The sequence below is a fragment of the Hyphomonas sediminis genome, assembly GCF_019679475.1.
Taxonomy (GTDB): Bacteria; Pseudomonadota; Alphaproteobacteria; order Caulobacterales; family Hyphomonadaceae; genus Hyphomonas; species Hyphomonas sediminis.
Genome location: NZ_JAIEZP010000001.1, coordinates 2,358,332 through 2,378,011 on the forward strand (window position 1 = coordinate 2,358,332; position 19,680 = coordinate 2,378,011).

General features: G+C 56.5%; 17 protein-coding genes. All 17 read left to right on the forward strand.

Features of this window, described 5'->3' with window-relative positions:
* The first annotated feature begins 4 nt into the window (after nt 1-4).
* A complete protein-coding gene (locus K1X12_RS11700) occupies nt 5-1,693 on the forward strand; it encodes a ribonuclease J (protein WP_220988880.1) in 1,689 nt (562 codons plus the stop codon).
* Nucleotides 1,694-1,700: 7 nt separating this feature from the next.
* Entirely contained in the window at nt 1,701-2,129 is a 429-nt protein-coding gene (gene mce / locus K1X12_RS11705) for a methylmalonyl-CoA epimerase (RefSeq protein ID WP_220987756.1), read from the forward strand.
* Nucleotides 2,129-2,368 (forward strand): DUF1467 family protein, encoded by a 240-nt coding sequence (locus K1X12_RS11710; protein ID WP_220987757.1) that lies wholly within the window; start codon nt 2,129-2,131, stop codon nt 2,366-2,368. The genes mce and K1X12_RS11710 overlap by 1 nt, the downstream gene beginning before the upstream one ends.
* 46 nt (nt 2,369-2,414) lie before the next feature.
* A complete protein-coding gene (proS, locus tag K1X12_RS11715) occupies nt 2,415-3,734 on the forward strand; it encodes a proline--tRNA ligase (protein ID WP_220987758.1) in 1,320 nt (439 codons plus the stop codon).
* Between the two features lie 104 nt (nt 3,735-3,838).
* Nucleotides 3,839-5,014 carry an ABC transporter permease gene (locus K1X12_RS11720; RefSeq protein ID WP_369426113.1) on the forward strand — a complete coding sequence of 392 codons (1,176 nt, stop codon included), beginning with the start codon at nt 3,839-3,841 and terminating at the stop codon, nt 5,012-5,014.
* On the forward strand, nt 5,011-5,697 hold the full coding sequence (locus K1X12_RS11725) for an ABC transporter ATP-binding protein (protein WP_220987760.1): 687 nt from the start codon (nt 5,011-5,013) through the stop codon (nt 5,695-5,697). Before K1X12_RS11720 ends, K1X12_RS11725 begins: the two co-directional genes overlap by 4 nt.
* Before the next feature lie 52 nt (nt 5,698-5,749).
* The gene (gene dnaE / locus K1X12_RS11730; protein ID WP_225907960.1) at nt 5,750-9,199 is read left to right on the forward strand and encodes a DNA polymerase III subunit alpha; all 3,450 of its coding nucleotides are present in this window, start codon (nt 5,750-5,752) and stop codon (nt 9,197-9,199) included.
* A 138-nt stretch (nt 9,200-9,337) separates the two neighbouring features.
* Nucleotides 9,338-10,129, forward strand: a complete 792-nt coding sequence (gene rpsB / locus K1X12_RS11735) for a 30S ribosomal protein S2 (RefSeq protein WP_220987761.1) — start codon at nt 9,338-9,340, stop codon at nt 10,127-10,129.
* A gap of 38 nt (nt 10,130-10,167) precedes the next feature.
* Nucleotides 10,168-11,073, forward strand: coding sequence for a translation elongation factor Ts (gene tsf / locus K1X12_RS11740; RefSeq protein WP_220987762.1), 906 nt, complete (start codon nt 10,168-10,170; stop codon nt 11,071-11,073).
* A gap of 111 nt (nt 11,074-11,184) precedes the next feature.
* Nucleotides 11,185-11,940: a UMP kinase gene (gene pyrH, locus K1X12_RS11745; RefSeq protein ID WP_220987763.1), complete on the forward strand. Its 756-nt coding sequence runs from the start codon at nt 11,185-11,187 to the stop codon at nt 11,938-11,940.
* On the forward strand, nt 11,937-12,491 hold the full coding sequence (gene frr, locus K1X12_RS11750; protein ID WP_220987764.1) for a ribosome recycling factor: 555 nt from the start codon (nt 11,937-11,939) through the stop codon (nt 12,489-12,491). The genes pyrH and frr overlap by 4 nt, the downstream gene beginning before the upstream one ends.
* A complete protein-coding gene (locus K1X12_RS11755; protein WP_220987765.1) occupies nt 12,491-13,249 on the forward strand; it encodes an isoprenyl transferase in 759 nt (252 codons plus the stop codon). The genes frr and K1X12_RS11755 overlap by 1 nt, the downstream gene beginning before the upstream one ends.
* Nucleotides 13,249-14,067: a phosphatidate cytidylyltransferase gene (locus K1X12_RS11760; protein WP_220987766.1), complete on the forward strand. Its 819-nt coding sequence runs from the start codon at nt 13,249-13,251 to the stop codon at nt 14,065-14,067. The genes K1X12_RS11755 and K1X12_RS11760 overlap by 1 nt, the downstream gene beginning before the upstream one ends.
* Nucleotides 14,068-14,073: 6 nt before the next feature.
* Complete coding sequence (dxr, locus tag K1X12_RS11765; protein WP_220987767.1) at nt 14,074-15,267, forward strand: 1-deoxy-D-xylulose-5-phosphate reductoisomerase; 1,194 nt, start codon at nt 14,074-14,076, stop codon at nt 15,265-15,267.
* 4 nt (nt 15,268-15,271) lie between these two features.
* Nucleotides 15,272-16,435, forward strand: coding sequence for a M50 family metallopeptidase (locus K1X12_RS11770; RefSeq protein ID WP_220987768.1), 1,164 nt, complete (start codon nt 15,272-15,274; stop codon nt 16,433-16,435).
* Between the two features lie 37 nt (nt 16,436-16,472).
* Nucleotides 16,473-19,037, forward strand: coding sequence for an outer membrane protein assembly factor BamA (gene bamA / locus K1X12_RS11775; RefSeq protein ID WP_220987769.1), 2,565 nt, complete (start codon nt 16,473-16,475; stop codon nt 19,035-19,037).
* A 31-nt stretch (nt 19,038-19,068) separates the two neighbouring features.
* On the forward strand, nt 19,069-19,668 hold the full coding sequence (locus K1X12_RS11780; protein WP_220987770.1) for an OmpH/Skp family outer membrane protein: 600 nt from the start codon (nt 19,069-19,071) through the stop codon (nt 19,666-19,668).
* Nucleotides 19,669-19,680 lie beyond the last annotated feature (12 nt).

Below are 19,680 nucleotides of genomic sequence, written 5' to 3' on the forward strand. Positions count from 1 at the left end.
CCTGATGGCAGATTTTGAAACTCAGCCTAGAGACGAACTAGTCTTCCTTCCCCTCGGCGGTTGCGGCGAGATCGGGATGAATTTGAATGCCTATGGCTATGGCCCGCCCGAGGCGCGCCGTTGGATAATTGTGGACCTTGGCGTTACTTTTGGCACGCCTGAGACGCCCGGCATTGATCTTATCTGCGCTGACCCTGCTTTTCTTATCGGCGAGCAAATTGACGCTGTGTTCCTTACGCACGCCCATGAAGATCATATTGGTGCTGTAGGGCTGATTTATCCACTGCTGCGCACACGCGCGCCGATCTATGCAACGCCGTTCACTTGCGAGCTAGTCCGCTCCAAGATGGATGAACGCGGCGTTGATCACAAATGGCTCAAGACCGTTTCAATGGGCGGTACGGTCAAGGCCGGCCCGTTTGAAGTTACTTATGTGACGCTTACGCATTCTATTCCAGAGCCCAATGCCCTCGCAATTCGAACCCCTGCAGGGACGATCCTGCACACGGGTGACTGGAAGATCGACCCATTGCCTCAAATCGGTTCAGCAACCGACATCGAAGGGCTGACAGCGCTTGGTGATGAAGGCGTGCTCGCCATGGTTTGCGATTCGACCAATGTCTTTGAAAATGGCGAGTCCGGCTCAGAAGATACAGTCCGCCAAGGCCTGATTGAGTTGATCGCCGAGCAAAAGCAAGCTGTGGCCGTCACGACGTTTGCTTCAAATGTAGCGCGGGTTAAGTCCATCGTTGAGGCGGCGGGGTTGGCTGGGCGAAGTGTTTGCCTTGTCGGGCGCAGCATGCACAGGGTTACAGCCGCCGCGAAGGCGGTGGGTATTCTGCCATCGCGCCTGGAGTTCGTGGACGAAGCAGAAGCAGGATACTTGCCTCCTGAAAACGTACTTTATCTGTGTACGGGCAGTCAGGGAGAACCTAACGCGGCGCTATCAAGAATCGCGCGCGGTAATCATCGGCATGTTGTGTTGCGTGAGGGCGATAGCGTCATATTTTCCTCGCGCCTCATTCCCGGGAATGAAACGTCAGTCTACTCCCTGCAGAATACATTGGCGGAGCAGGGTATTCGTGTGATTACGCCCCGCATGGTTCCGCAGACGATACATGTGTCTGGTCATCCGTGTCGGGATGAGTTGCGCCGTATGTATCAATGGGTTCGGCCAAGGGTCGCTGTTCCCGTGCATGGGGAGCGGAGGCATATCCTGGAACATGCTAGCTATGCTGAGTCTCTGCAAATCTCTGAAACAGTCGCGCCTCGCAATGGCAGCCTTGTCCGACTGGCTCCAGGCGAAGCGGAAATCATCGACGAAGTTCCTGCAGCAAGACTGTTCCTCGATGGAAGCCGCCTCGTTCCAGAAGGAGCTCAAGGCCTAATCGAGCGGCGACGGTTACACAATAGCGGCGTGATCTTCGCGACAGTCAGTCTCGATGATGTCGGGCGCGTGATCGATGGCCCAGTAATTGTGGTCAAGGGCTTTTCCGAAACGGACGGGCGCGTCGCTGAAGAGAGCCTGGAAGCACTGGAAGATGCGGCCGAGACCGCACTTGAAGGTTTGTCGCGCAAGGATCGCTCTGACGATGAGGCGATAGAGCGCGTTATGGGGCGTGCATTGCGTAAAGCCTGCGATATAAATTTCGGGCTTAAGCCGATGATAGAAGTAGTTGTGTTGAGGAGCTGAGATTTACATGAGCGAATTCAAGATCGGGCCGCTGAACCATGTCGGTGTTGCCGTTCCGGATATCGAGCAGGCTTGCGAGACTTATAGGTCGCTTTATGGCGCAACCGATATCACAACCCCGTTTGATATGCCCGAGCAGGGTGTAAAGGTTTGCTTCGTCAACCTTCCCAACAGTCAGATTGAACTGATCGAACCCCTGAATGAAGCGTCGCCTATTGCGAACTTCCTGAAGAAGAACCCAGCAGGCGGACAACACCATGTCTGTTTCGAGGTTGAGGACATCAATCAGGCCGTGATTGAGATGGAAAAGCGCGGCGCCACTGTGCTCGGCAAACCCCGTATCGGCGCGCACGGCACGATGATCATCTTCGTACACCCCAAGAATTCCAATGGTGTGCTGGTTGAGCTGATGGAAACGCCGAAAGGTCACCACTGATGGAGCTTTCCGGGGCGATCATTGTCTTTGTGCTAAGCTGGTGGATCACTTTCTTTGCGGTCCTTCCTATCGGCGTTCGTGGCCAATGGGAGGACGGTTCAACCGTTCCTGGGACAGAAGAAGGCGCCCCGAAGACGCCAATGGTTCTGAAAAAGGCCATTTGGGCGTCCATTGGCGCGGCAGTGATTACCGGCATTGCTGCCTTGATTATACCGCTCGTGCTTGCGCAGCAGGCTTAGCTGCGGCTAGTGGGCGCAAATAAATTCTGAAAAATCTGGATGATTCATGCGCCTGTCGAAGTTTTTCCTGCCCGTTTCCAAAGAGGCGCCGTCTGATGCGGCGATCGTCTCACACCAGCTGATGCTGCGCACCGGTATGGTCCGGCAGAATGGCGCCGGGATCTACACCTGGCTGCCTCTGGGCTACCGTGTTCTGAAACGCATCGAGCAGATCGTGCGCGAAGAAATGAACCGCGCTGGCGCTGTCGAACTGCTTATGCCGACGCTGCAACAGGCCGATCTGTGGCGTGAATCCGGCCGGTACGACGACTACGGCAAGGAAATGCTCCGGATCAAAGACCGGCATGACCGTGACATGCTGTACGGGCCGACCAATGAAGAGCTGATCACCGATGTCTTCCGGACTTATGTGAAGAGCTACAAACAGCTGCCGCTGAACCTCTATCATCAGCAATGGAAGTTCCGTGACGAGGTGCGCCCGCGCTTTGGCGTTATGCGCGGCCGGGAATTCCTGATGAAGGATGCCTACTCGTTCGATCTGACCGAGGATGGTGCCCGTGCAGCCTATCGAAAGATGTTCTGTGCGTACCTGAACGCTTTCAATCGCATGGGCCTGACGGCAGTGCCGATGCGTGCCGATACCGGTCCGATTGGTGGCGACCTCAGCCACGAGTTCATCATTCTCGCGGAAACAGGCGAAAGTGCCGTTTTCTGTGACAAAGCGCTGCTTGACCTGCCGCCTCCGGGCCTGGATCTCGACTTCGACGCGGATCTGACGAGCGAAGTTGAAAAGCGCACGCAGTTCTACGCGGCCACGGAAGAAATGCACGACGAGGCCGTGTTTGATGCCCTGCCGGATGACCGCAAAGTTTCCGCACGTGGCATCGAGGTTGGCCACATCTTCTATTTTGGTACCAAATACTCCAAGCCGATGAACGCTGTCGTGCAGGGGCCCGATGGTCAGATGGTGCCCGTGCAGATGGGCAGCTACGGCATTGGCGTGTCGCGTCTGGTGGGCGCGCTTATCGAGGCATGCCATGACGAGAGCGGCATTGTATGGCCGGAGGCTGTCGCTCCGTTCGATGTTGGCCTGATTAACATGCGTGTTGGCGATGAGGCGTGCGATGCGGCTTGCAAGGAACTTTATGCGGCGATGTCGGCCGCCGGGCAGGAAGTCCTCTACGATGACACCGATGACCGCGCCGGCGCAAAGTTTGCGCGGATGGATCTGATAGGCCTGCCTCGTCAGATAACAGTTGGCCCCCGCGGACTTGCTGATGGCAAGGTGGAAGTTAAGGATCGCAAGACAGGCGACAAACAAGAGGTCAGCATCGCACACATGCTGGCGCAGCTGAAGGCTTCCTGATGAGCGCAACTCCCTCGGCTACTCCGTTTGGAAAGCTGGAGCGAACGCTGGCCTGGCGTTACCTTCGCGCGCGGCGAGAGCATGGGGGCGCTAGCCTCATCGCTGTGATTTCCTTCATCGGCATTTTCTTTGCGGTTGCCGCACTGATCATCACCATGTCGATCATGAGCGGATTTCGAGCGACCTTGCTGGATGCGCTGCTTGGTGGTGAACCGCACATCGCTGCAGCGGTGGATGGTATTCCGCAGGATGAGGCGCAAGCGATCGCAAAGATCATCGCGGAAACCCCCGATGTTGTCAGCGTTTCTCCGTATATTGAGCAATTCGTCCTGCTTTCGGCAAACGGCGTCCGGACAGGGGGCATCGTTCGCGCCATTCCGCCCGCTGATCTGGCGACCATGCCGATCCTGAAGGATGGTGGACAGGCGGCACTGGCTGCCGGTTTTGGCGAAGGCCGCAATGGCGGCAACATCATCATGATCGGTCAGTATCTCGCCGCCAACCTGGGGCTGGAGCCCGGCGACAGTGTCGAGGTCGTTACCTCACAGATGCGCTCTGGTCCAATTGGTCAGACGCCCATTAGCAAGTCGTATGTTGTCGGAGACATATTCCGGACGGGATCGGCTCAGCTCGACAATGTATATGTCTTTATGCCGATGGAGCAGGCGCAGATCCTCTTCCAATCCAAGGGCAGGTATCAGAATCTCGATATACGAGTGAAAGATCCCGACATGACCGAAATTGCCATGCAGCGCATCGCCGAAGCGACGGGCTATAGCCTGCTGATGCGCGATTGGAAAACCAAGAACAGAACCTACCTCGGCGCGCTGAGAACCGAGCGTGTGATGGTCAGGCTGCTTGTTACCATCATCATGATGATTGCGACACTGAACATTATCGTTGGTGTTGTCATGCTGGTGAAGAATAAAACCCGCGATGTTGCTATTCTGCGCACGATTGGCCTCAGCAGGGGAGGCGTGATGCGCGTGTTCCTGATGGTCGGAACGGTTCTCGGATCACTTGGGGCGCTTCTCGGCATGGCCGTTGGTGTTCTGTTTATCCTGAACATTGAGCCCATCGAGGGCCTGATCAATTTTGTGATCGATGGCGAGGTTTTTCCTGCAGAGCAGTACGGCCTCGACCATTTGCCCGCGATCCTGGATTGGGCGGATGTGATCAGCACCGGCGCTTATGCATTGTTTATGTCTATGTTTGTCTCTCTGATCCCTGCCATGTGGGCCTCTTCACAGGATCCGGTCAAAGCTTTGAGGTTCGAGTGATGGCACCGGTATTGGAACTTCGGGGAATTGAGCGAACCTACCGCACCACTGCAGTTGATCTTCATGTTTTGCGCGGCACCGACCTGACGGTCGCCGCAGGCGAACTCGTTGGGCTCGTCGGGCCGTCGGGTTCGGGCAAATCGACGTTGCTGCATACCGCGGGCCTTTTGGAGCGCCCGGAATCCGGCACCATCCTTTTGGATGGTATCGACTGCATGAAGCAGAACGACAACGGACGAACGAGTATTCGCCGTAAGAAAATCGGCTTCGTCTACCAATTCCATCACCTGCTTCCCGAGTTCAATGCGATCGACAACATCGCCATGCCGCTCATGATCGCCGGCATGAAGAAAAAGGCTGCGCGCGAAAAGGCGTCGCGGCTGCTGGGAGAAATGGGGCTGGAAGACCGTGCATTTCACCAGCCTGGCCAACTTTCCGGCGGCGAGCAGCAACGTGTTGCCATCGCGCGGGCGCTTGCAAACGATCCGCGTCTTGTGATTGCGGATGAGCCAACGGGCAATCTGGATCCCGCGACCACTGAAAGGGTCTTCGGAACGCTTATCAAAATGGTGCGCGAAGAGGGGGCTGGTGTGCTTGTTGCAACCCACAATCTGGCGCTCACGCGTCACATGGACCGCGTTCTGACACTCAAAGACGGCAAGCTGGTCGAGTACGCCGAGTAACGGCTTGTGGACAGCTGATGGCTCCGGCTTCCGGGTTTGCTGATTCGGTGAGATGATCTGCGCCGAAGAGGGCTTCCGCGTGTCACAAACAGTATTCATCCATCTCGCCGTCAGATCCAGCTATTCGCTGCTTGAAAGCATGATCACGCCCAGTGATCTGGCAAAATGGTGCAAGCAGCATGAAATGCCGGCGCTTGCGGTGACCGACCGCAATTGCCTGTTTGGCGCACTGGAGCTTTCCACCAAGCTGTCGGACTATGGCATCCAGCCGATCATGGCCTGCTGCTTCGATGTGACGGACGGCACCCCGAAAAGCGAGCCGTTTCGTCTCTCGGTCTATGCGCAGAATGAAGTCGGCTACAAGCGGCTGATGTTCCTGTCTTCCAGTGCGTATCTGGAGGCCGACGATGGTGTCCCGCGCCTTCACAAGAAGCACATCCTGGAGAACACGGAAGGTCTCATCCTATTTACCGGGGGCGCGCAGGGCGAGATCGCACGACACATACTCAAAGGCCGGATGGCCGATGCGCGGACTGAGCTATCGACATTGGCCGCGGCGTATCCTGGACGGTGCTATGTCGAGGTAACTCGGCACGGCACGCAGGACGAAATCAAGGTCGAGCCAGGCTTGATTGAACTGGCTTATGATCTCGAGCTTCCGCTGATTGCGACCCACGATGCGCGTTTTATGAAGCCAGACGATGTGACGGCGCATGATGCCATGATGTGCATCGCGAATGGTCAATATCTGGGGCAGGATGACCGCAAGCGCGTGGAACCCGATCAATACCTAAAAAGCGCCGACGAAATGGTCGCGCTGTTTGATGATCTGCCGGAGGCAATCGCCAACACGCAGGAGGTTGCCACTCGTTGTGCTGTGCGCGCCGAGACCAGAAAACCAATCTTGCCGAACTTCAGCAAAGAAGGGCGATCAGAAGCCGAAGAATTGGCGTACCAGGCTAGACAGGGCCTGGAGCAGCGCATGGCGGAAGCAGACCGTCTTTATGCAGATCGGGAAAAATATATCGAGCGACTGGATTACGAGCTCAGTATCATCGAACGGATGGGCTTTCCGGGCTACTTCCTGATCGTCTCCGACTTTATCAAATGGGCAAAGGAAAACGGGATTCCGGTGGGGCCGGGCCGGGGATCCGGCGCTGGATCGCTCGTTGCTTGGGTATTGCTGATCACGGATCTCGATCCGCTCCGGTTTGATCTGCTTTTTGAGCGGTTTCTCAATCCCGAACGTGTTTCGATGCCAGACTTCGACGTCGACTTCTGTCAGGAGCGGCGCGGCGAAGTGATCCGCTATGTGCGGGAAAAGTACGGCGCCGATAGCGTTGCAATGATCATCACGTTCGGCACGCTGCAGGCGAAAGCTGTGGTTCGCGATGTGGGCCGTGTGATGCAGATGCCCTATGGTCAGGTGGACAGGCTCGCGAAACTGATCCCATTCAATCCGGCCAAGCCGCCGACGCTTGATGAGGCGATAGCAGCTGAACCAAAGTTTGACGAAGAGATCGCTGCTGACCCTCGTGTCGGCGAATTGATCGACACAGCGCGCGCCCTCGAAGGAATGTACCGGAATGCGGGCACACACGCCGCTGGCGTGGTGATTGGAGACCGGCCACTTGTCGAACTCGTGCCGCTTTACAACGATCCGCGTGCTGATCTTCCGGCAACTCAATTTAACATGAAGTACGCCGAAATGGCGGGCCTCGTGAAGTTCGACTTCCTGGGGCTCAAGACTCTTACGGTGATTGACCGCGCGCTGAATTTCATTCGACGCGATGGCAAAGACGTTGGGCCAGCTTGGCGGAGCATGGATGATCCTGAGACATTCGAATTGATGGCGAGTGGCGAGACGCTCGGCGTGTTCCAGCTCGAGGGCGCGGGTATGCGCGATACGCTTCGGCGTGTTCGCCCGAACAACATCGAAGACCTGATTGCTATCATCTCGCTTTATCGCCCCGGCCCAATGGAGAACATCCCGGTCTATGTTCAGGGCAAGGAAGATCCGGCGTCCGTCCGGTATCAGCATCCGGATCTGAAGCCGGTCCTTGAGGCGACCTACGGCGTTCCTGTGTATCAGGAGCAGGTTATGAGGATGGCGCAGGAGATTGCCGGCTATTCGCTTGGGGAAGCCGACCTGTTGCGTCGCGCAATGGGTAAGAAGAAACTTGAAGAAATGATCGCGCAGCGCAAACGCTTCGTTGAAGGCGCTGCGGCTAATAAGGGCATGAAAGACAATCTCGCCAACGAGATCTTCGACACGATGGAAAAGTTTGCCGGCTATGGCTTCAACAAGTCACACGCGGCCGCTTACGCGCTGATTGGCTACCATACCGGCTTCCTGAAATGTCATTATCCCAAGGAGTTCCTGGCGGCCTCCATGAGCCTTGATATCGGTAACACCGATAAACTGGCGGCTTTCTTCCAGGAGGCCAAACGCCTCCACATTCCGGTGCTCGCTCCAGATATCAACAATTCGGAATCCGATTTCGATGTGAATGATCAGGGGATCGTCTACGCCCTCGGCGCGATCAAGGGCGTGGGCATCGAAGCCATGCGCCATGTCGTTGGCATTCGGGCTGAAAACGGTCGCTTCAAAGATCTGTATGACCTGGCTGAACGTGTGGATCCCAAGCACGTCAATAAAAAGGCCCTGGAATCTCTCGCGAGGTCAGGCGCGCTCGATCACCTTGAAAGCAATCGGGCCCGAGTGTTTGGCGCAGTCCCGCTGATTGCACAGTATTGCGTGAGCCAGGCTGAAGATCGGAATGGTGGGCAGGGGGGGCTTTTTGGCGAGGCCGAACCCGCTTTGCGGCCGGAATTTCCCGCTGCCAAACCTTGGACGGGGCAGCAAAAGCTCGATGAGGAGTTCAAGTCGATAGGCTTCTACTTCTCCGGACACCCGCTTGATGACGTCCTTACAGCCATTGATCGTGATCGCGTGACACTGGCAATGGAAGTGCAGGACCGGGCGGCGGATGGGAAGCCGCTCGAAATGATCGGCATTGTTCGCTCCAGAAACGACAAACCCAGCCGGAACGGCGGAAAGTTCGCATTTTTGACTATCTCCGATCCGACTGGTGAACTGGAGATGATGGTCTTCAATGAGGGGCTTCAGCAATATGGTGACCTGCTTCAGCCGGGAAGGGCTGTCGCGATCACCGTTTCCGCCAAAATTAATGGTGAAGAGTTGCGTCTGAACCTGGACCGGGCGGTGGAGCTAGAGGCTGCCCGCCTGTCGAAGCCTTCCAATTCGCTGATGGTGCGGCTCGGGCCAGATGCTAACCCGGCCGACCTGGCGGGCGTCGTTCACCGTCTGGAGCAGGTTACAGATGGGGAACGCGGAGTCATCTACGTCGAAATGATCCTTCCGGATGGCCGGCTTGTCATGATGCGCTTGCCGCAGACTTATACGATAGGCCTGCGCGCGCAGCGGGCTTTGAAGGAAATTCCGGGCGTGGAAAAGGTGGACCTACGCGAAGCTGCCTGAAACTACAGCGTTTTGGGGCTTGCTGTTCCGCCCGAATTGGGTATACGGCGCGCATTCTAAACCATGTCGCGGGTGCATCCGGTGCGACGGGATTTCCCGTAGTTCCCCCTGCGACGGCCAACCGGATGGAGAAAATCGATGGCCCTTCCTGACTTCTCGATGCGTCAGCTGCTCGAAGCTGGTGTTCACTTTGGTCACCAGACCCACCGCTGGAACCCCCGCATGAAGCCGTACATCTACGGCGAGCGTTCCGGCATCCACATCATGGACCTTTCGCACACCGTTCCGTCGCTGCACCAAGCGCTGGTTTTTGTGCGTGACACCGTCGCCAAAGGCGGCCGTATCCTTTTCGTAGGCACCAAGCGTCAGGCCCAGGACCCGGTTGCAGAAGCGGCTCAACGCTGCGCGCAATACTACATGAACCACCGCTGGCTCGGCGGCACGCTGACCAACTGGTCGACCGTTTCCAACTCGATCAAGCAACTGCGCGAACTCAACTCGATGTTCGAAAGCGGCGGCGGTTCGGGCCTCACGAAAAAAGAGCTGCTGGACCTTCAGCGCCGCCGTGAAAAGCTCCAGAAGTCCCTCGGCGGTATCGCCGACATGGGCGGCCTGCCGTCTGCGATCATCGTGATCGACACGAACAAAGAAGCCATTGCGGTCCAAGAAGCTCGCAAGCTCGGTATTCCTGTCGTTGCTGTGCTCGACACGAACTGCGATCCGGCCGATGCCGACTACGGCTTCCCGGGCAACGACGATGCGGCACGTGCGATTTCGCTGTACTGCAACCTCTTTGCTGATGCCGTTCTGGACGGTCTGGCGGAGTCCACAGCCGGCCTCGGTGTGGACCTCGGTGCTTCTGCCGACGTGGCGGCACTGGCCGAAGCCGATGTCAAAATCGCTGATGAAGAAGCTGCGGGCGAAGCCTGATAGCCCGCCCGGCTAACTCAAGATGAAGGAACAATCTCATGGCTGAGATTACTGCTGCACTTGTGAAAGAACTGCGCGAAAAAACCGGCGCAGGAATGATGGACGCAAAGAAAGCGCTCGTCGAAAACGATGGTGATCAAGCTGCTGCTATCGAATGGCTCCGCGCAAAGGGGCTTTCGAAAGCCGCTAAAAAGTCTGATCGTGCTGCTGCTGAAGGCCTCGTTGCCGTCAAGGTTTCTGCCGACGGTAAGTCTGGAGCCATCGTTGAGCTGAACGCTGAAACGGACTTTGTTGCTCGCAACGAGATCTTCCAGAAGTCGCTGGTTGGCATCGTGGACGCGGCGCTGTCTACCGATGGTTCTGTTGCTGCTGTTTCGGGCACTGCCTCCCCGGATGGTGAAGGCACTGTGGACGACCTGATCAAGCGCATGATCGCAACGATTGGTGAAAACATGACCCTCCGCCGTGCAGCCAAGCTGACGGCTGAAGGCGCTGTGGCCGCTTATGTGCACAACGCAGCTGGCCCCGGCATGGGTAAAGTCGGCGTTCTCGTCGCGCTGGAAGGCTCGGGCGACCTGGAAGATGCCGGTCGCAAGGTTGCGATGCACATTGCTGCAACGTCGCCGGCAGCCGCTACCACGGATGAGCTGGACCCCACGCTGATCGAATCGGAGAAGCGCGTTCTCACCGAACAGGCCCGTGAAAGCGGTAAACCGGACGCCGTGATCGAAAAGATGATCGTTGGCCGGATGCAGAAGTTCTACAAGGAAGTTGTCCTTGTTGAGCAGCCCTTCATCATGGACTCCGACAAGACGGTTGGTGAATTCCTGAAAGAGCAAGGTGCTACGCTGAAAGGCTTTGTGCACTACAAGCTCGGCGAAGGCGTTGAGAAAGCTGCGGATAACTTCGCCGACGAGGTTGCCGCTCTCACAAAAGGCGCCTGATCGGGCTTGCCTTTCCGCCCGTGAGGGGCTTTGAACAATCCCGGCTGCCCCTTTGGAGTGGCCGGGATTATTTTATCCAGCGCTCAGAATACAAGGGATTGGGGTGTTCGTATGCCGTCCGGCGAGCCTGAAACTAGCAATTTGAAATACCGCCGCGTTTTGCTGAAACTGTCCGGCGAAGCGCTCATGGGAAGCGGTCAATTCGGAATCGATATCCCGACGTGCGAGAAGTTCGCCAAGGCCATCGCGGGTGCACGTGAAGCTGGTGCCGAAATCTGCCTGGTGATCGGCGGTGGGAATATATTCCGCGGTGTCGCAGGCGCTGCCAAAGGCATGGAGAGAGCGCAGGCCGACTCCATGGGCATGCTCGCAACAGTAATGAACGCCCTGGCGATGCAGAGCGTCCTTGAAAGCCTTGGTGTGCCGACGCGGGTTCAATCCGCTATCAATATGGATGCGATCTGTGAGCCTTACATTCGCCGCCGGGCGCAGCGGCATATGGAAAAAGGGCGCGTGGTTATCTTCGCTGCCGGGATTGGCAATCCGTTCTTTACTACGGACACTGGCGCAGCGCTTCGCGCGATCGAGATGAATTGTGATGCCCTGCTGAAGGGCACGCAGGTCGATGGCGTCTACACCGCCGATCCCAAGCTCGACTCAACAGCGACGCGCTATAATCAGGTGGCCTACCAAGAGCTTCTCGCAAAAGATCTCCGCGTTATGGATTCTTCCGCAGTAAGCCTAATGCGCGACAATAACATTCCGATCGTCGTTTTCTCGCTGAAAGAGGAAGGATCACTGCTGAATGTCCTTTACGGACGTGGCACATCTACGACGATTAGCAACAAGGGAGCAGACAACCCATGAGCTATAGCAAGCAGGATCTCGAGCGGCGGATGGAAGGTGCACTCGCGTCTTTGGCATCAGAGTTCGCTGGGCTTCGTACTGGCCGCGCTTCGGTCAATCTGCTCGATACGATTCAGGTGTCGGCGTATGGTGGTGTCGTTCCGCTGAACCAGGTCGCGTCTGTAACCGTAACGGATACGCGAATGCTGTCCGTGAACGTCTGGGACAAGACGGTCGTTGGCGCCGTCGATCGTGCGATCCGTGAGTCCGGGCTCGGGCTGAACCCGGTGATGGATGGCCAGAACCTCCGGATACCGATCCCGCCGCTGAACGAAGAGCGCCGCGTCGAGCTGACCAAGATTGCTGGCAAGTATGCAGAAGCCGCGCGCGTGGCGGTCCGCAACGTTCGCCGCGACGGAATGGACGCGTTGAAGAAGGCAGAGAAGGACGGGGAGATCAGCGAAGATTCGCATCGCGGCCTCTCCGAAGAAGTTCAGAAGGTGACTGATCTGTATGTGAAGCGCGTCGATGAGGCGCTGAAAGCCAAAGAAGCGGAGATCATGCAGGTTTAATGGTGCGGGCGGCCGTCCCTTCTGACTTGGTGCCAGCAGGCCCTCAGCCTGCTGCCCCCCGCCATGTTGCGATAATCATGGATGGGAATGGTCGCTGGGCGACATCCCGCAGCCTACCGCGCACTGCAGGCCACGAGCGGGGCGTTGAAGCGCTCCGCAGGACGGTAGAAGCTGCCGGTGACCTTGGCATAGAATACTTGACCGTCTTTTCCTTCTCGACAGAAAACTGGCGCAGGCCGGCGTCAGAAGTGAACATGCTGTTCGGTCTGTTAAAAGCGTATGTTCAGCGGGACCTTGCGCGCCTTAAGAATGAGGGGGTCCGAATCCGCGTAATCGGTGTGCGGGATGGCTTGCCGCCAGATGTCGCCGAGCTGGTACAGAAATCCGAGGCTGAGACACGCGAGAACCACAAATTCAACCTGACCATTGCGTTCAACTATGGTGCCAGGGACGAAATCTTGCGCGCCGCCCAAGCGTACGCTCGGGATGTGAAGGCGGGCGTTCGGGACGAGCAGATCACTGAAGCGGGCTTCCAGGAATATCTTGATACGCACGGAATTCCTGATCCCGATCTCCTGATCCGGACGAGCGGTGAATTCCGCATTAGCAATTTCCTCCTTTGGCAGGCGGCTTATTCGGAGCTTTTGTTTTTTGACGTGCTCTGGCCAGATTTTGGCAAGGCACACCTTGAGGAGGCGTTGCGCCGTTATGCAGAGCGCGAACGGCGCTATGGTGCTGTCGCGCCAGGAGCTGGCTGATGGGTGACTGGACGCCTGCCGAGAGGCGGTTTTCTGAACTTCCCGTCCGATTGGCGTCCGCACTGCTGCTTATTCCGATGGCCTTGGGCGCGGTTTGGATGGGCGGCGGTTGGTTGGCGGCTGCCTGCGCGGTTTTTGCAGGCATAATGATACTTGAATGGTGCGCAATGAGCGCTGCACCCAATGGCAAATTGCTCGCGCTTCTGGGGGGCGCTTTTGCCGCGTCATTCCCGTTTGGTGATTACCATATTACCCTATTGATCGGAACGACTGCGTTCGCCCTAGCAGTTTCCGGTGCGCGCAACGGCTTTAAATCCCGGCTGGTTGCAGGATTCGGCGTCCTTTACGTTTTCAGCATGGTTGCTGGGCTTTATTTGCTTCGGGAGGGGCCTTGGGAAGGCCGGAATGCTGCACTTTATTTCATGTCCTTTGTCTGGGCATCGGACGCCGCTGCGTATTTCACGGGTAGGGCGGTTGGTGGGCCAAAGCTTTTACCCAAGGAAAGCCCCAACAAGACTTGGAGTGGTGCAATTGGCGCTGTCATAGCGTGCGCCATATGTGGTTACTTCGCTGCGGGAATCGAAGGCGCTCAACTTGGCGCCTGGATTGCATGTGGCATTGCCATTTCGATTGTAGCGCAGGCGGGTGACTTGTTCGAAAGCGGTTTGAAGCGTCGTTTCAAGGTCAAGGATTCCGGGCGAATTTTGCCCGGCCATGGCGGCCTATTGGACCGGGTGGATGGTTTGGGCGCCGTCAGTGTCTTTGGAGCGGTCGCTCTTTACTGCGTTCCGGATTTCGCTGGATCTTTGGGACTTTAATGGTCCATGACGCGGAGTGTATCCATATTCGGATCTACAGGATCGATCGGGCGCTCAGCTATTGAGGTCATCCAGCACGCCAATGAGCTTGCTGAAGGCACATTCAGGATTGCCGCTCTGGCTGCCGGTCGGGACATAGAGGGACTTGCTGAGCAGGCCCGGCTGGTGAAGCCGGATGTCGCGGTCATTGCTGATGAAACACTCAAGTCAGACCTGTCAGACCTGTTGGCAGGCACCGGCATTGAAATCGCCGCCGGTGACGCGGCCCTAAATGAAGTCGCTGCACGGCCATGCGATCGTTTTTTAGCGGCCATCGTTGGGGAGGCTGGCTTAGGATCTACCTTGTCAGCTATTCGCGCGGGCAATGACATTGCGATTGCAAACAAGGAAAGCATTGTTTGCGGCGGACCTTTGATGCTCGCCGAAGCGCAGCGGTCAGGCGCGCGTATTTTGCCTGTGGATTCAGAGCATAGCGCTATTTTCCAGTGCATCGGTGATGGCAAACAACTCGAACGCCTGACAATTACGGCGTCAGGGGGGCCGTTTCGGGAATGGTCTTTGGAACAGATGGCGACCGCGACGCCAGCTCAGGCAGCAGCGCATCCTGTCTGGTCGATGGGCATCAAGAATTCGATCGATAGCGCGACTCTCATGAACAAGGCGCTGGAGTTCATCGAAGCGGCCGTCCTCTTCGACATTCCGGCGTCCGAGATTGAGGTTCTGGTTCATCCTCAGTCAATCATTCATGGAATGGCGCATTTTGCCGATGGGTCGGTTATCGCGCAGCTTGGCTCGCCGGATATGAAAACGCCGATCTCCTTTGCCCTGGGGTGGCCTGAAAGAGTTACTACAGCAGTTGATCGGCTTGATTTGGCGGCGCTCGGTAGGCTGGAGTTTGCTGCAGTAGACGAGTCGCGCTTCCGTTCAATAACGCTTGCGCGCCGCGCCATGCAGGAGGGGCCGGGCGCGCGGGTGATATTAAATTGCGCTAATGAAGCGGCGGTATCCGCTTTTGTCGCGGGTAAATGCGGGTTTTTGGACATTCCCCAATCTGTGGAAGCCGCATTGGAGTGCTTTTCATCGGGTAATTTTGCCTCTAGCAAATGCGAGACGCTTGAAGAGATAGCAGAATTAAGCCGATACGGACGGTTCCTTGTGTCCGACTGGCTTAGCAGCGCCCATAGCCGGGCAGGAGGATGATCGTATGGATCAGATTCTGAGCCAGGGGCCGCTCTTTATAATTTGCCTAGTGTTCATGATGGGCATCGTGGTCGTCGTTCACGAGTTCGGACACTATCTCGCCGCGCGGCTTTATGGTGTTGCCATTGAATCGTTTGCAGTCGGCTTTGGGAAGCCAATGGCCGAGATTCGCGACAAACGCGGAACGCGCTGGCGGGTCAACTGGGTGCCGCTCGGTGGATTTGTGAGCTTTCTGCCCGCGTCTGCTCGCGACGCCAATGATCAATATGCCAGTGTGATCGGCAAATCGTTTGACGACCTAAAGCCGTTTCCCAAAATCGTGGTGAGCCTTGCGGGACCTTTCGCCAATTTTGTGCTGGCGACCTTGGTGTTCGCGCTCGCATTCGGTGTGTTCGGCTCGCCCAAATACGAGGTGCTGGTTACTTCTGTCGCTGACGATATGCCTGCTAAAGAAGCCGGCTTGATGCCGGGCGACATCATTCGTCAAATCGACGGAAGAAATATTCTAAGCGGCGGCGACGCGACGATGCTGATTCTCGTTAGCCCAAATCGCGCGATGAATTTTCAGATCGAACGGGGTGAGGCTCTGATGGAGCTATCCGTCACGCCGCGTGAAATTGTGCGTCCGAACGAGTTTGGGCAAGTTGTGCCGCAGAGTACTGCGGGCTTTTCGCTCGCGCATTCGAAATTTATCGAACGGGTGCGTTATGGACCGATTGGTGCTGTAGTTGCTGGCACGGCGCAGACCGGTCGAACCATAGACCAAACGGTTAAAATGCTTAGCCGCATCGTGACCGGGAATATGTCAGTGCACGCGATGTCCGGTCCAGTCGGTGTAGGGGATATTTCGCGGCGCGTCGTCAACCGCATCATGGAACAGCAGGAGCTCACGGCTTGGCAGAAAACCGAGCAGCTATTCTGGATGCTCCTCAGCGTCTGCGCTGCCGTATCTGTCGGCGTGGGTTTCTTTAACCTGCTGCCGCTGCCTGTACTTGATGGCGGCCGTGTGGTGTTTCATGCATACGAAGCGTTCACTGGGTCAAAGTTACCCAGCCAAGTGGAGGCCTTCGCTTTGAGGGCTAGCGTGTTTTTGCTGCTGCTGATGGTGGTGGTTATCACCTGGGGAGATGTGCTTGAAACAGGCTTGTTTGGACGGGGAGGTGGCTGACCGCGGGTCAGCTCGTTACAAGAGAGTGATATCCAGAATGCGTAAGTTCCTCGCGGCCACTATTCTTGCGACAAGTGCCATTGGCTTGGCGGCCAATGGCTTCGGCCTTGCGGCCAGTGCGCAAGAGGATGCACTCTATGGCGGCACGATCCGCTCCATCGTTGTGGAGGGCAACCAACGTATCGAAGCACGTACGGTTCAGTCATACTTGTTGGTAGAGCCGGGCGATCCTTTCGATCCTGATCGGATTGACCTCTCTTTGAAGACACTCTTCGCGACGAATTTGTTTGCCGATGTGTCGATTGATCGCCGCGGCAGCGATCTCGTCATTCAAGTTGTTGAGAACCCGATCATTAACCGCGTTATCTTTGAGGGTAATCGTGCCCTTAAAGACGACAAACTGCGCGAGGAAATTCAGGCCGCGCCGCGGGGCATCTTTACGGCAGCACGGGTTCAGTCGGACGTGCAGCGTATCATGGAGCTGTACCGGCGTTCTGGCCGCTTCGCGGCGAAAGTTGAGCCGCAATACAAACCGCTTGAACAGAACCGCGTGGACCTGATTTTTGAAGTCACAGAAGGGCCGGTAACGGGCGTTCGCTCGATCAACTTTATCGGCAACGACGTTTATTCCGACTCGCGACTGCGTAGCGAGATCGTGACGAAGCAGTCACGCATTTGGCGTTTTTTCAGTTCTAACGACAATTACGACTCCAGTCGTCTTGAGTACGACCGCGAGAAGCTGCGCGAGTTCTATCAGAACAACGGGTATTATGATTTCCGCGTGACTTCTGCAGTCGCGGAGCTAACGCCGGATCAAAAAGATTTCTACATCACCTATACGGTGGATGAAGGAAGGCAGTACGACTTTGGCGTTATCAAAGTCGAGACCGCTTTGGAAAAGCTTGATGCAAATGTCCTGCAGGCTGTGGTGCCTATTCAGGAAGGTGAGCTTTTCCGTGGTAGCCAAATTGAAACGACGATCGACGCGTTGACCTACGCGGCTGGCGTCGCCGGTTATGCCTTCGTAGACGTCCGCCCACAGATCACAATCAATGATCAGACCGGTCGTATCGACATTACGTTTGCTCTAGACGAAGGGCCACGTGTTTATATCGAACGCGTGAATATCGTGGGAAACACGCAGACCCTGGATCGCGTTATACGCCGGGAGCTTCGGCTGTCGGAAGGGGACGCCTTTAACAGGATCCTTCTTGATCGCTCACGCAATAGGGTGCGCGCGTTAGGATTCTTCAAGGACGTTGAAGTGGTTGAATCGCCTAGCGAACAGCCCGACCGCACGATCGTCGACATTAAAGTCACGGAGCAGTCCACTGGCGAGCTGTCTTTCGCTGCCGGCTTCTCATCCGTCGATGCATATTTGTTTGACCTCAGCGCTTCTCAACGCAATCTGCGGGGGCGTGGGCAATCCGTCGTGGCGCGGACTTCCTTGTCCAGCCGCCAGCAGGTTGTGGACCTCCGTTTCACGGAGCCACGCTTCCTGGATCGGAACCTTTCTGCCGGCGTAGATATATTCGCAACGAAGCAGGACTTCGAAGAGTATACGGGCTTCACGAGCGATACCCTTGGCGGCGGCATACGGATGGCATTTCCGTTGACGGACCGTATGCAGGTTGGCGTCCGCTATCGTCTCCAGTCGGATGATGTGAAAATTTCGGACCAGAATATTATCATCGACTCTAATGGGATGTTCGTCACTCGGATTGTCCAGATCGCGGGGCAGGATACGCCAAACGATGTGACTGACGATGTTTATCGCGCTCCACAGCCGGGCGATGAAGGGCCAGGGCAGTCAGTAGTAGATATCTGCGATCCCGCCTATCTGCTGCGCAATACCATCTGTCGTTCCGAGCGTGCGGATATCTCAAGCATTGTCGGTTATGATTTCTTCTGGGATCAAACCAACGATCCGATCACGCCTACTCGGGGTTTCAATTTCCGTTTCAGTCAGGATCTGGCCGGTATTGGCGGAGACGTGAAGTATATCCGGACGGAATCTAACGCTTCTTTCTATCGCGGCATTTGGCGCGATATGGTAGCGAGCGCAAACTTCTCAGGCGGCATTATTGTCCCTCTGGATGATGATCAGGGTGTTCGCATCAACAATCGCTTCTTCCGGGGTGGAAGCACATTCCGCGGTTTCGATGTGGCCGGCCTTGGCCCCCGCGAAATTCAGAAGATTGTGGATCCGGCGACGGGCGAAGTCATCGCAACTCAGCGCCTGAATTCGCTGGGCGGCAATGCTTACTATCAGGGCACCTTTGAGCTGACGGTACCGAACTTCATTCCAGAAGAATATGGCATCAAGAGCGCTCTGTTCGTGGATGTTGGCTCGCTCGGCCTTCTTGAGGATGGCGATAAGGGCAGCACAATCATTCTGAATGATGGAGCGCCGCTTGGATATGGCGGATACGGAGTGGCTCGCTATACCAAAGATGCGCTCTCGCTTCGTGCTTCAGCCGGTATCAGCGTGTTCTGGGATTCGCCTTTTGGCCCCATCCGCTTTGACTTCTCTCAGATCCTCCGCAGAGAGGATTACGACCGAACCGAAACCTTCCGGTTCTCGACTTCAACGCGATTCTGATATCGCCAGCCCCAGAGTAGGACGCAAACAAATGTCTATCTTCAAAGCTCTTGCAGCTGCTGTGCTTTTCGCGGCGACTGCATCGGTCACATCCCTCCAGCCTGCGCAAGCGCAGGGTACTACTGTGATGGTAATTGATGACATGCAAATCCTTCGCGACAGCAAGGCGGGCAAGGACATCCAGAAAAAGCTCCAGAACATCGAGACTCAGATCAACAATGAGTTGGAGCCCACCCGGAAGTCTCTGGAGGATGAAGCGAAAGCTCTTCAGCCCAAGCTTGAAGGCAAGACACGTGAGGCAATTGCGGCCGACACGGCGCTCGTGAGCCAGCTCGGTGCTTTTCAGAAAAAAAGCAACGACTTCAACCAAAAACGGGCCATCGCAGCTCGCGAATTTTCTATGACTGAAGAGAAGGCGATTGTTGATTTCAACAAAGCGCTTGAGCCGGTGCTTATGGAGGTCATTCGTGAGAAAGGTGCGCAGGTTGTCCTGCTCAAGAGCCAGGCCGTTTTCTCTGCGGATACGGTTGACGCGTCGTCTGCGATCATCACCAAGCTGGACGCAAAGACGCCGGCAATTGCCGTGACGCGTCAGAAGTTGCCTGCTGCTGCCCCACAGGGCGGTAACTGATCGGGGGCCAGC

What these genes read in the sequence shown, in the direction of transcription:
- K1X12_RS11700 (WP_220988880.1), top strand. Translation starts at nt 5, where the DNA reads ATGGCAGATTTTGAAACTCAGCCTAGAGACGAACTAGTCTTCCTTCCC.
- mce (WP_220987756.1), top strand. Translation starts at nt 1,701, where the DNA reads ATGAGCGAATTCAAGATCGGGCCGCTGAACCATGTCGGTGTTGCCGTT.
- K1X12_RS11710 (WP_220987757.1), top strand. Translation starts at nt 2,129, where the DNA reads ATGGAGCTTTCCGGGGCGATCATTGTCTTTGTGCTAAGCTGGTGGATC.
- proS (WP_220987758.1), top strand. Translation starts at nt 2,415, where the DNA reads ATGCGCCTGTCGAAGTTTTTCCTGCCCGTTTCCAAAGAGGCGCCGTCT.
- dnaE (WP_225907960.1), top strand. Translation starts at nt 5,750, where the DNA reads ATGATCTGCGCCGAAGAGGGCTTCCGCGTGTCACAAACAGTATTCATC.
- rpsB (WP_220987761.1), top strand. Translation starts at nt 9,338, where the DNA reads ATGGCCCTTCCTGACTTCTCGATGCGTCAGCTGCTCGAAGCTGGTGTT.
- tsf (WP_220987762.1), top strand. Translation starts at nt 10,168, where the DNA reads ATGGCTGAGATTACTGCTGCACTTGTGAAAGAACTGCGCGAAAAAACC.
- pyrH (WP_220987763.1), top strand. Translation starts at nt 11,185, where the DNA reads ATGCCGTCCGGCGAGCCTGAAACTAGCAATTTGAAATACCGCCGCGTT.
- frr (WP_220987764.1), top strand. Translation starts at nt 11,937, where the DNA reads ATGAGCTATAGCAAGCAGGATCTCGAGCGGCGGATGGAAGGTGCACTC.
- K1X12_RS11755 (WP_220987765.1), top strand. Translation starts at nt 12,491, where the DNA reads ATGGTGCGGGCGGCCGTCCCTTCTGACTTGGTGCCAGCAGGCCCTCAG.
- K1X12_RS11760 (WP_220987766.1), top strand. Translation starts at nt 13,249, where the DNA reads ATGGGTGACTGGACGCCTGCCGAGAGGCGGTTTTCTGAACTTCCCGTC.
- dxr (WP_220987767.1), top strand. Translation starts at nt 14,074, where the DNA reads ATGACGCGGAGTGTATCCATATTCGGATCTACAGGATCGATCGGGCGC.
- K1X12_RS11770 (WP_220987768.1), top strand. Translation starts at nt 15,272, where the DNA reads ATGGATCAGATTCTGAGCCAGGGGCCGCTCTTTATAATTTGCCTAGTG.
- bamA (WP_220987769.1), top strand. Translation starts at nt 16,473, where the DNA reads ATGCGTAAGTTCCTCGCGGCCACTATTCTTGCGACAAGTGCCATTGGC.
- K1X12_RS11780 (WP_220987770.1), top strand. Translation starts at nt 19,069, where the DNA reads ATGTCTATCTTCAAAGCTCTTGCAGCTGCTGTGCTTTTCGCGGCGACT.